General features: G+C 46.1%; 10 protein-coding genes. 3 read left to right on the forward strand and 7 right to left on the reverse strand.

The window, feature by feature from the left end; all coding sequences use genetic code 11:
* The first annotated feature begins 250 nt into the window (after positions 1-250).
* Together MST20_RS05945 and MST20_RS05950 are read left to right on the forward strand one after the other, a co-directional pair.
* Positions 251-1675 (forward strand): MDR family MFS transporter, encoded by a 1425-nt coding sequence (locus MST20_RS05945; RefSeq protein ID WP_243940756.1) that lies wholly within the window; start codon positions 251-253, stop codon positions 1673-1675.
* A gap of 146 nt (positions 1676-1821) precedes the next feature.
* A complete protein-coding gene (locus tag MST20_RS05950) occupies positions 1822-3861 on the forward strand; it encodes a molybdopterin oxidoreductase family protein (protein ID WP_243940758.1) in 2040 nt (679 codons plus the stop codon).
* Positions 3862-3902: 41 nt separating this feature from the next.
* Here the strand turns inward: MST20_RS05950 and MST20_RS05955 are convergent, their stop codons facing one another.
* A complete protein-coding gene (locus MST20_RS05955) occupies positions 3903-4379 on the reverse strand; it encodes a MarR family winged helix-turn-helix transcriptional regulator (RefSeq protein WP_243940760.1) in 477 nt (158 codons plus the stop codon).
* Between the two features lie 88 nt (positions 4380-4467).
* Between MST20_RS05955 and MST20_RS05960 the strand changes: the two genes are divergently transcribed.
* Positions 4468-6039 (forward strand): MDR family MFS transporter, encoded by a 1572-nt coding sequence (locus tag MST20_RS05960; RefSeq protein ID WP_481747884.1) that lies wholly within the window; start codon positions 4468-4470, stop codon positions 6037-6039.
* A gap of 4 nt (positions 6040-6043) precedes the next feature.
* Here MST20_RS05960 and MST20_RS05965 read toward each other — a convergent pair whose 3' ends face one another.
* The 6 genes from MST20_RS05965 to MST20_RS21160 are packed head-to-tail and all read right to left on the reverse strand — an operon-like array spanning position 6044 to position 12320.
* Positions 6044-7141, reverse strand: coding sequence for a spore germination protein (locus MST20_RS05965; protein WP_243940762.1), 1098 nt, complete (start codon positions 7139-7141; stop codon positions 6044-6046).
* 39 nt (positions 7142-7180) lie between these two features.
* Entirely contained in the window at positions 7181-8377 is a 1197-nt protein-coding gene (locus tag MST20_RS05970; RefSeq protein WP_243940764.1) for a Ger(x)C family spore germination protein, read from the reverse strand.
* Positions 8364-9464 carry a spore germination protein gene (locus MST20_RS05975; protein WP_243940766.1) on the reverse strand — a complete coding sequence of 367 codons (1101 nt, stop codon included), beginning with the start codon at positions 9462-9464 and terminating at the stop codon, positions 8364-8366. Before MST20_RS05975 ends, MST20_RS05970 begins: the two co-directional genes overlap by 14 nt.
* A 31-nt stretch (positions 9465-9495) precedes the next feature.
* Positions 9496-10602 (reverse strand): spore germination protein, encoded by a 1107-nt coding sequence (locus MST20_RS05980; protein WP_243940768.1) that lies wholly within the window; start codon positions 10600-10602, stop codon positions 9496-9498.
* Between the two features lie 22 nt (positions 10603-10624).
* Positions 10625-12193, reverse strand: coding sequence for a spore germination protein (locus MST20_RS05985; RefSeq protein ID WP_243940770.1), 1569 nt, complete (start codon positions 12191-12193; stop codon positions 10625-10627).
* A 1-nt stretch (position 12194) separates the two neighbouring features.
* Positions 12195-12320, reverse strand: a complete 126-nt coding sequence (locus tag MST20_RS21160) for a hypothetical protein (RefSeq protein WP_279599914.1) — start codon at positions 12318-12320, stop codon at positions 12195-12197.
* Between the last annotated feature and the right edge of the window lie 8 nt (positions 12321-12328).

The following is a 12328-nucleotide window of genomic DNA, read 5'->3' on the forward strand; positions in this document are numbered from 1 at the left end:
CCCTGTCTTTTCATAATCATCCACTCGTTAACTTGAAAAGATGAACCTGACAATTTTATTGTAAATATGGGTGAAACCGAGTATACTCATATAGTTGCCAATCATGAAGAAAAATGATGAACGGCGGTGGAGACACGTTATTATATAAGATGAAAAACGAAAGAAGCAAATTGGGACTCCGGATATTCGGGAATCCTACATATCATTTGTCGTCATGTTTTTGGGTAAATTGTATTACAGGAGGTTTGATATGGAGAAAAAGTTTAATTCTAAAGCAATATTAGTCACCTTCATGATTGGTGCATTTTTTGCAATATTAAATGAAACGCTGTTGAACATCGCATTAACAGAGCTGATGGAAGTCTTTCACGTTGATGCCCCGACTGTTCAATGGCTGGCAACCGGATTTATGCTTGTCATGGGTGTTTTAATGCCTGTTTCCGCTTTACTGATTCAATGGTTCACGACAAGACAGATGTTTATCGGCGTCATGTCGACTTTTTTAGTCGGAACCATCATCGCCGCTTGCGCAGTGAATTTTCCGATGCTCTTGACGGGACGCATGATTCAGGCGGTCGGTACAGGTCTCTTGATCCCTATTATTATGAACGCACTCTTGCTGATTTATCGGCCTGAAGTCCGCGGAAAAATCATGGGGACGTTCGGTTTGGTCATCATGTTCGCTCCGGCGATCGGTCCCACTCTTTCGGGCGTCATTGTTGACATCCTCGGCTGGCGCTGGCTGTTTATTATCGTCATTCCTTTTGCAGTATTTTCAATTCTGTTTGCGATGAAGTATTTGCAAAATGTCGGAGAAGCGACGCGCCCGCGGGCTGATTTTTTATCGATCATTCTTTCGACCATCGGGATCGGCGGAATCGTATACGGATTCAGCAGTGCCGGAGAGGCTCCGGAAGGGTTTCAGTCCCCTCTGATCATCGGTGTAATCATCGTCAGCCTGATCAGTATCGTGCTGTTCGTGCTTCGTCAGCTGAAGCTTGAACAACCGTTGCTGGATGTGCGTGTGTTTGCCTATAAAAATTACACGCGCGGGGTCTGCCTATTTGTGATTGTCATTATGGCGATGTTCGCTTCCGAAATCGTGATGCCGATGTATTTGCAAGGACCGCTTGGTTTTACAGCCAAAGCAGCAGGGCTTTTACTTTTGCCCGGGGCCTTGCTAAACGGTCTCATGTCACCGGCCATGGGCGCTTTATTCGATAAGTTCGGGCCGAGAAAACTCATCATTCCGGGTACGATCGTTCTCGTCGGCGTGATGTTTTTCTTCAGCAGGATCAATCCTTCGGTGCCGGTCTGGGCGTTTATTATTGTGTACATCATCTTGATGCTGTCGATCTCAGCCATCATGATGCCTGCGCAGACGAATGCATTAAACGAATTGCCGAAACATTTATATCCTCATGGAACAGCAATTTCCAATACACTTCAGCCTGTTGCAGGCGCACTCGGTGTTTCGGTGTTCGTCAGCATCATGAGCCAGGGCCAGAAAAGCTATCTTGCCGGACAAGAAGCCGCAAGCCCGCAAATCGTGAATGAAGCGATGACTCACGGTGTTCACCATGCCTACTGGTTTGCTCTCGCTTTATGCTGTATCGCTTTCTTTACCGCTTTATTTATTAAAAAAGCGGTCGCACCTGATTTTGATCAAGAATAAACAAAAACTTAAAGGATGCCCTTCCGGGGGCATCCTTTTTTATCGTTGTTCTGCCGTGATTCTTTCGGCTCTTATTTTCAGAATTGACGAGATTTTGTGATATAATGCTAGAATCATATTCATTTTATCGGAAAGGAACGGATTCCATGGAGTCATTTGTTGATCAAAAAGACGGGATTTTCAAATCCGTATGTTCGCTCGACTGCCCGGATCAATGCGGGCTGCTCGTTCATAAAAAAGAAGGAAAAATCGTTAAAATACAAGGCGACCCGGACCATCCGGTCACACAGGGCAATATTTGCAATAAAGTCCGCAATATGACGGAGCGTATTTATGATCCTAAACGGTTGAGAACCCCGCTGAAACGGACGGGGCCAAAAGGAGACGGGATTTTTGAACCGATCAGCTGGGATGAAGCAATTGAAACGATTCGCTCCCGCTGGCAGTCGCTCATTGAACAGGAAGGTCCCGAAAGCATTCTGCCCTACAGCTTTTACGGCAATATGGGAAACTTGACGGCTGAAGGAATGGACAGGCGCTTTTTTCACCGCCTCGGATCGAGCCAGCTTGACCGGGCGATTTGCACTCCTGCCGGTTCTGTCGGCTATAAATACACGATGGGCGGAAGCATCGGCACAGACCCTGAAGATACAACGGAAACAAAACTGTTTATCTTTTGGGGAATCAATGCGGTCTCAACCAACATGCATCAAATCACCATTGCTCAAAAAGCCCGGAAAAACGGTGCAAAAATCGTTGTGATCGACGTTCATAAAAATCAGACCGGGCGGATGGCGGATTGGTTTATTCCGATTCGCCCCGGCACGGACAGCGCGCTTGCACTTGGCATGATGCATGTCTTATTCGAGGAGAATTTGGCTGATGAACCATTTCTGAATGAATTTACAGTCGGCCATGAAGAGCTCCGCCGCCATGTGCTGCAATACGATCCCGCCACAGTAGAGGTAATCACCGGTGTATCCCGGAATGATATCATCGAGCTCGCCCGCTTGTACGGCCGCACCTCCCCTTCCCTGATCCGGATCGGCAACGGTCTTCAGCATCATGACAATGGAGGAATGATCGTTCGCACCATCGCGTGCCTGCCCGCGATCACGGGCCAATGGACGGAAAAAGGAGGCGGGGCGATCAAAGGCAACACGGCATTTTTGGCCTATAATACAAAAGCTTTGCAGCGTCCCGATTTACTAAAAGGCAGAACGCCAAGGGTCATCAACATGAATCAGCTCGGCAAAGCTCTCCTGGAAACCGAGCCTCCGATCCGTTCGCTGTTTGTGTACAGCAGCAATCCGGCCGTCGTCGCGCCGGAGGCGAACAAAGTCAGGAAAGGGCTTGAGCGCGATGATTTATTCACGGTTGTTCACGATTTATTCCTGACGGAAACGGCACGGTATGCCGATATCGTCCTGCCGGCTTCTTCCGCTTTCGAAAATACGGATTTCTATACATCATATTGGCACCATTATGCGCAAATTCAGCAGCCTGTTATTGAGAAATACGGTGAGAGCAAGTCAAATACAGAAGTATTCAGACTTTTGGCTGAGGCGCTGGGCTTTGATGATGAACCGCTGAAAGATTCCGACGAAGAGATGATCAGACAGGCGCTTGACTGCCCTGATAATCCGTGGCTCGACGGCATTGACTACGACAGCCTGACTGAAAAGCATTTTGTCAAAGCCAATCGGAAAACGATTTTTCCTGATAAACTGCCAACACCCAGCGGAAAAATTGAATTGTATTCAAAACTGATGGAACAGCACGGCTACCCGGGTCTGCCGACTCATACCCCGCTTGTTGAAACAGACAAGTATCCGTTTTTATTTGTACCTGGACCGAATCATAATTTTTTAAATTCGACCTTTTCAAACAATGAAAAGCATACTAAATTAGAAAAGGAGCCGAAGCTTCACTTGAATATAAAGGATGCCGAAGAAAAAGGCATTGAAAACGGAGATTTGGTGAAAGTTTGGAATGACCGCGGATCATGCATCCTGCCCGCTGCGGTCGGAGAACACGTCCTTCCGGGTGTGGCCGTCAGCCAAGGATTATGGGCGGATGCAGATGGGAAGCATTATCTCGTCAATGCACTGACGCCTGATCGATTAGCTGATATGGGCGGCGGAGCAACTTTCTTTTCCGGAAGAGTTCAAATTGGAAAAATATGAACGTGTATTAAAGACCGGTTGATGCAAAACCGGTCTTTTTGTCATTTTAGCTTCTTTAAAGTTTTGGCATAATCGGCGGCAAACGCCGTGCTGTTTTTCAAAAATTTGATAATGGTTTGCAGTTCTTCCTCTGAATATCGGCTTAAAAATCCGGCAGATTCTTGCGCCAAGTCTTGAAAGATATGAGAGATCTTCTCTAGGTTTTCCGGGATCAGCTCGACTAATAGACGCCTTCTGTCGGACGAATCCCTGATGCGTCTGACATAGCCCGCTTTCTCAAGACGGTCGATCACGCCTGTGATCGCTCCCGTTGTCAGCCCGCTTTTTGCGGCAAGCTCCCCCGCTGTTACTTTACCTTCCCGCGAGATGATCTCAAGGCATTTATGATCCGTTGCGTTCAGTCCGATTTTCTCGCCGATCGCCTCGTGCAGAAAAATGGTTGCGGTGCTGTGAAACCTCAATTGCTGTATCAGCTCGTTGAGCAGCCCTTCTCCTTCAATATGATTTGTTCTTGACATCGGTAACACCCTTCTATAAAATCATTATGTCTTAGCAGCTAAGATATTTATTTTCTGATATAAATAATCATAACAGGATGAAGCGTCCATGCCAAACGCTGCTTTAGAACGAATTGATTTAAAAGGAGAATCGATTGATTTGTCACAAACTCAAAATCAAAAATTAGGATTTGTTGTAGCAGGACTTTTGCTCGCTATTTTGATGGCTTCGATGGACAATACCATTGTTGTCACGGCAATGGGAACAATTGTCGGCGATCTTGGCGGACTCGACAGCTTTGTCTGGGTTGTATCTGCCTTTATGGTCGCCGAAATGGCCGGCATGCCAATATTCGGCAAGCTGTCGGATATGTATGGTAGAAAACGTTTTTTTCTTTTTGGCAGCATCGTGTTCATGGCGGGATCAGCATTGTGCGGAACGGCTACAACCATTGAGCAGCTCAGCATTTACCGCGCGGTCCAAGGAATTGGCGGAGGCGCGCTCATTCCGATTGCTTTTACCATCATTTTTGACATTTTCCCACTGGAAAAGCGCGGTAAGATCACTGGACTTTTCGGCGCTGTTTTTGGCCTTTCGAGCATTTTCGGACCGCTCATCGGCGCCTATGTCACTGACTACATCAGCTGGCACTGGATTTTTTATATGAATCTGCCGCTCGGTATGGTTTCTTTTGTTTTCATTCTTCTATTTTACAAAGAGACGAAACAGCATGAAAAGCATCGCATTGATTGGCTAGGAGCGATCACGCTCGTAGGAGCGGTCGTCTGCCTCATGTTTGCGTTGGAGCTCGGCGGGGAGAAATACGCCTGGGATTCGAATGTCATCCTTACTCTTTTCGGAAGTGCAGCCGTCTTATTGATTTGCTTCCTCATGATCGAACGTAAGGCCAGTGAACCGATCATTTCGTTTCATATGTTTAAAAACCGGCTGTTTGCCGGCAGCACGCTTGTCGCTTTATTTTACGGCGGGACATTTATTTCGGCGACCATCCAGATTCCGATCTTTGTTCAGGGTGTGTACGGAGATTCTGCGACAAACTCCGGCCTTGTTCTTTTGCCGATGATGCTCGGCTCTGTCGTATCAGCCCAGCTTGGCGGATTCTTGACGACAAAAATGAGCTACCGGAACATTATGCTCATCTCCGGACTGGTTCTCGTCAGCGGGTTTTCTTTATTAAGCACGCTTAACATGGACACTCCGCGTTTATTATTAACAATTTATATGATTGTTGTCGGCTTGGGAGTCGGCTTTTCATTCTCTGTATTAAGCATGGCAGCTATCCATCATTTCGGTCCGGAACAGCGCGGTTCAGCGACTTCCACGAGCAACTTTATGCGCTCTCTCGGCATGACGATCGGCGCCAGTATGTTCGGAATGATTCAAAAAAACCAATTTTCAGAACAGATGGAAGATATGTTTAAAAGCACAGGCGCTTCAAATCCCGCCTCACCGAATGACGCCAACCAGATTTTGTCTAGTGCCCGGGCATCAATGCCGCCGGATATTTTAAATCACATCACCGAGGCGCTGTCAAATTCGATTGTTCATACGTTTACTTGGGCAATTTTCCCCGCAGCGGCCGCCTTTTTGCTCGTGTTTTTCATGCCGAATGACAGGGTGAAACCGAGAGCTAAAAAGCGAGTCAACAAAGCGGGATGAACATCTAGCTTTGCAAAGTTTTCTTTTTTCTCATTTTCGAAATCAATAACAGAGGAATCGGCACAATGCCGAATAAAACAGCCGCTTGATAGCCGATCATGTCGCCGAGAGAAAATACATCATCGATATTTTTTGGCGTCATTGCGAGCAAATACATCACCGGAAGCAGACCGAACATGATCGGTCTGCTCTTTTTTTTGAAAATTTGCGAGAGCCCCAGGGATGCAGCGTAAAATGAGACGGAAAAAGTCGCAAACAGCTGCATAATCCAGATGACAAGAAGCAGCGATTCAAAACGTTCAAATATCAAGCCCGGCATTTCAAAACTGCGAATGAGGTCAAGCGTCGGCCATGTCATCGCGGTCACCCCGTCAACTGAAAGCCCCCCGATCACAAATACGACCGTTGTTAAGTAAAAGAGCATTGCGATGCCGATTCCCATGACGACGACTTTGACACCATTTTTCGGCTTTTTCATAAACGCCAATAGGAACACCATGACTTCTGCGCTAATGAACGAAAGCGTTGTCGCTTTTGTCCCCTTTATTGCCGGCATGACACCCTTCCCGAGGACTGGCCGCAGGTTATCCAGTTCAAAAATGCCAAAGCTCATAAATACGACGGTTAAAAAGAAAAGGATTGTAATCGGAAAAATGATTTCAAATAAACGGGCAAGCGATCCCATTCCGTCTTTTATTGCATATAATCCGACCCACATCATCGACATGACGATCACCCAAATCGGTGTTTGCTGCAGCAAAAAAAAGGTAATGACTTCCGCCATAATTCTTGCTTCAAAAGCCGCAATCGCTATAAAATGGTCAATGAAAAGCAGGCTGATCACAATATTGAGCCACTTTCCAACAATGTCTTCACCATATTGAAAAAATGTTTGGCAGGGATAATTCTGGCTTAATTTTGTCATCACCACTCCGACGGCCGTTGTGATAAGTCCGCCTAATAGGACGGAAATCCATACATCCGGCGTCCCGGCTTCTTCTGCAGCGGTTCTCGGCAAGGATAGAATCCCGGCCGCCATAATATAACTGACAAAGACAACAATGGCCTGAGAAGTCGTGATTTTATCTTCGGAACGGATCATTGCGCGTTTCTCCGCCTTTCGTGATTTGAAGTACTTCTGTTACTGATCCCCAACGGTTCCGTATTCTTTAATCGCGATTTGAACATGAAATGTAATCGGTATATCTGTAAAGGTTTCATCCCAATTTTTCTTTAGTTTTTCCCAAAGCCTCGGATGCTTGATCCTCAGCTCGTTTCCGAATCCGGCAAGATCTGCTTTGTATTCGGTTTTCATTTTTTTTGTAATATTCTCCATCGATTTTTTCACCGTTTTCGCGGTCATTTTCTCGGCTTTTTCCAAAAATTTTTCATCGAAAGCTTTTTCATTCGTGTTCCAGTTTTCCGCCAGATATCCATCTGACTTTACGTTCACTTCAAAAGAAAGACGGTTTCCTTTAACGATAGGCTTGATGTTGCTTTTAATCGATTCGACGCCAAATACGATTACCTTCTTTTCTTTCGGATCATAACTTTTAACCGTGCCTCCAATTCCCTCACCGCTGATCCACATCACCCCTTCTAAATCATGTTCATCCAAATAGCCGATCAGCTTATTGGTTTTTCCGTTGATTGCGGCTGCTCCTGCATATTTGACTTCTCCATCGGTACCGATAACATTCTGAAGAAGATAGCTCGTTCCTGACCTCATTTTGCCTGTCAATTTGGCAAGCGTCACAGGAGGAAGAATTTTTTTCGCTTTATATTCATTTTCGACGATTTTGCGCAGACGAAACGCCGGCATTTCGCCAGTTTCCTTCAGCTCAAGCGTGTCTCTCGCCCGCCCTCTTGTGACCATCACCATACTGCTCGGCCTGATTTCATTATCGCGGAGAGGCTGATCAAGCAGTTCTGCGAGCGAATAGGTGCGAAGAAGTTCAGCGGCGATGACAATCACCTTTAAATGAGGACTGAATACAGGTCTGTCCTGTCTCAATGCTACTTCGGTGTTAATTTGCTGAAGCGAGTCTCCCGTTTCATAAATGTTAATATACGTTTTTTGATCAGTGCTTCCTCCGGTCGATTTTGAACCGGCGGCTTGTTCGTTCACATATTGATAAATCATCGTGATCCGGTCTTTTTTCGGGTAATCGCCTCCCATTTCGTCAAATTTTTTTTCGAGTTCGGTTTCTTTGCCTTTGTCTATCCCCATCGCAAATGTGAGACCGAGCTCTTCAATTTCGTGGCTGCTCCAGCACCCGGTTAATAGAAACAAGAGTAAAACAATCGATAAAAAGCGAATGGTGCTAATTTTTTTCATACTTTCGCCTCCTCACTTTCGAAATCATCAGTAGCACGAGCGGGATCACACCGACTAAATAGATGGCGCTGTTGCCGATTATATCTCCAAATTGAAAGAGTTGATCAATATTTTTCGGCGTCATCGCAATGAGATAAATGACCGGAAGCAAGCCGAATAATATTGGTTCCATCCTTCTCTTCAAGAGTTGTGACAGACCTACAGCAGCAGCAAAATAGCTGATCGTAAAATTGGAGAATAGTTGCATGATCCAGATGACTAGCAGCAAGGACTCAAACCGTTCAAAGATCAGCCCCGGCATTTCAAAGCTTCTCATCAAATCAATCGTCGGCCAGGTCCGGGATGTCACTCCATCGATCGACAGTGCACCGATGACCATAATAACGGTGATCATATAAAAGACAATCGGAAAAGAAATCCCGACCAAAGTAGCTTTTAACGCTTGCTCGGGATTTTTCATAAAAGGAACAATGATCAGCAGGACTTCTATGCCTGTATAAGCAAAAGACGTTGTCTTGACTCCTTGCACCACCGGCACGATCCCTTTCCCGAGAACCGGCCGCAAATTGTCGATATCGAATATGCTTACGCTCATAAATATGACGACAAGAAAAATGAGAACTGTAATCGGAAAAATGATTTCATAAAGCCGGGCAATCGGATTGATACCGCCGGTTATTAAATAGATCCCGATCCATAAAAAAACCATCGCCATCGCCCAAAGCGGCGTTTCTTCCAGTAAATAAAATCCTATAACCTCTGTAACGGAGCGGACTTGGAAACTTGACGTTGCGAGAAAATAGCAAATCAAAAGCAGGCTGAAAAGCCTTCCCGGCCACTTGCCAATAATATCGCGGCTGTATTGATATAACGTTTTTTCGGGGTACTCCATGCTTAATTTCACCATGATGAAACCTGCTAATAGAGCAATCAATCCTCCGAATGCAACAGACAGCCAGACATCCGGTGTCTTGACCGCTTCCACAGATGTCCGCGGCAGTGTCAAGATGCCTGTTCCCAGCAAAAAATTCGTGATGACGATGACGGTTTGTGAAACGGTAATTTTGTCTTGCTGACTCACCATCATGGAGAAATCCCCCCCTTTCCTTTTTCAATCATCAGCCTCTGTCAGTTCCTTGTTTCCTCCTTCTTATTTTTGAAATCACCAGCAGGACGAGCGGGACCAAGCCGCCTAAATAAACGCCGCTGTTTCCAATAAAGTCTCCGAATGCAAACATATTGTTGATATTTTTCGGAATCATGGCCATGAGATAAATCACCGGAAGCAAAGCAAACAGCATCGGCCGAATATTTGTTTTAAAGAGCTGGGCCAATCCTAATGCCGCACCATAAAAAGAAATGACAAAGGTGCAGAACAGCTGCATGATCCAGATGACCAGCAGCAACGACTCAAACCTTTCAAATATCAGACCGGGTATTTCAAAGCTTCTCATCAAATCAATCGTCGGCCAGGTCCGTGAAACCACCCCGTCTATAGACAGGGCGCCGATCACCATAACGACTGTGATCATATAGAAAAGCAAAGGGATGGCGATCCCGATCGCAACCGTATGAATGGCCTTGCGAGGCTGATTCATGAAGGGCATCAGGATCAAAATGATTTCAACACCTGAAAAAGACAATGCGGTCACCTTTATTCCTTTTAAGACAGGCCCTATTCCTTCCCCAAGTACAGGGCGCAAGTTGTCCACATCAAAAATTCCGATACTCATAAACACGACCAGCAGAAAAAGAATGAATGTAATGGGGAACACGATTTGGAACAACCGGGCGATCGAACTTAAACCGCCAACGATCAAGTATAATCCCACCCACAAAAAAACCATCACAATTGCCCAGCGGGGAGTTCCTTCCAGTAAAAAAAAACGGATGATTTCAAGCATTGAACGGACCTGAAAACCGGAATGGGCCAATAGATAAGACACGAAAAACAAACTGATCAGGCTGCCGATCCATTTGCCGATGATGTCCTGACTGTATTCATAAAAGGTTTTATCAGGATATTGATGGTTGAGCTTTACCATAATAAACGCGGCCAAGAGAGCGACCAAGCCGCCTAATACAAGCGTGATCCAAACATCAGGTGTCCCCACCTCGTCAACAGACGTTCGCGGGAGCGTCAGGATCCCTGTCCCAAGTAGGAAATTGGTGATGATAACAGCTGTTTGCGAAGTGGTAATGCGCTCTTCGTGCCTGACCATCATAAGCGTCCCCCTCCTTTTTCTGCTACTGACGTGTCGAATCGTCTGTTTTTAACATCTTCGGCCGCTTTTTCATCATCTGTATCGGCATGCGAACGATGAAATCTTTCCAATCGCGCAAACGATAAGGGACAGCCGGGCTTGCGTATGGAACACCAAAGCTTTTCAGCTTCACCGCGTGGCTGGCAAGCATGAGGAAAAATAAAATCACCCCGTACAAGCCGAACATGGCTGCACAAAACATCGCCACAAATCTCAGCATGCGCAGCGAAATACCGGCGCTGTATTGCGGAATGGCGAATGAAGAAATCGCGGTAACGGCAACAACGATGACCATAATCGGGCTGACAATGCCTGCCTGTACGGCAGCCTCCCCGATGATGATACCGCCGACGATTCCCATCGCCGGACCGATTGGTTTTGGCAGCCGAAGGCCGGCTTCGCGCAAAATTTCGATCGCCACTTCCATAATGAGCGCTTCGATCAGCGATGGAAAAGGTACGCCCACCCTCGTTCCGGTAATGGAAATCGCAAGTTCACTCGGAATCAGCCCGGGATGAAACGAAATAAAGGAAATATATAAAGCGGGGCCAAGAAGCGACATCATGGCTGCGCCGATTCGCATGATGCGGATCAGTGAACTCGGGAGCCAGCGTTCATAATAATCCTCGGGCGATTGCAGGAGCATGCTGAATGTAACCGGAACGATTAAAACAAAAGGCGTCCCGTCCAATAAAATGGCCACTCTTCCCTCCATTAACGCACTCATCACCCTGTCAAGACGTTCAGTGCTTTGCACCTGCGGAAATGGACTGAGATAATTGTCTTCGATCAGCTGCTCGACGAAACCTGATTCGAGCGCATCATCGATATCTATCTTTTCGATTCTTTTTTTGACTTCTTCCACCATTCCTGGTTCAGCCACGTCTTTAATATAGGCAACGACAAGGTTTTTGACGGCTCGCTTCCCAACTTGAAATTGAACCATAGACAAACTTTGGTTTTTTCCTTGCTGCCTCAAAAGGGCTGTATTTGTGCCAATCGTTTCCGTAAAACCGATGCGCGCCCCTCTGACCAAGGATTCAGATACGGGCTCCTCAATCTTCCTTGTATTTTTTTTAACGGTTCCCAGCAATAAAACTTCCGCTGAACCGTCGATCAGCAGTATGGCCGTACCCATCAACACTTCCGGCACCATTTCACTGACATGCTTTGCCACTGATACTCCGCTGATTGATAAAATCTGCTTTTTGATTAAGTCCGGTGCATTGCTTCTTAATGATGAAAGCTCAATGTTATATTCTTTGGAAAAATCATTCATAAGGGATTTCATAATATGTTTGTCAATCAGGTCTTGATCTGCAAGCATTTCAACAAAAATTATCGCCGCCCGGATGCCGGTGCGCCCTAAGTCGAATTCTCGGAAATGAACGTCTGAGTTATTCTCCAAGGCTGTTTTGACCGCTTGCAGGTCGTGATCAAAATCGCCGGTCAAATACCCCGTTGATTCCAAAGACGGCACTTCATTTTTAGGTGTTTCCGGTTTGTTGGACGACTGTATTAATCTGCGTGTTTTTGCTTTCCACCATCTCATATCAATCATCCCCTGCCGTGCGAAGCCACAGAAATACTTTTGATATGACAAACGGGATGAAAAAGACAAAAAAAGCCTGCATCAGGACTAGCCAGTCCGGAAAATAGGAAACAATGGTTTTCCACATGTTGATCA

The sequence above is a fragment of the Bacillus sp. B19-2 genome (assembly GCF_022832475.1).
GTDB classification, from domain to species: domain Bacteria; phylum Bacillota; class Bacilli; order Bacillales; family Bacillaceae; genus Bacillus; species Bacillus paralicheniformis.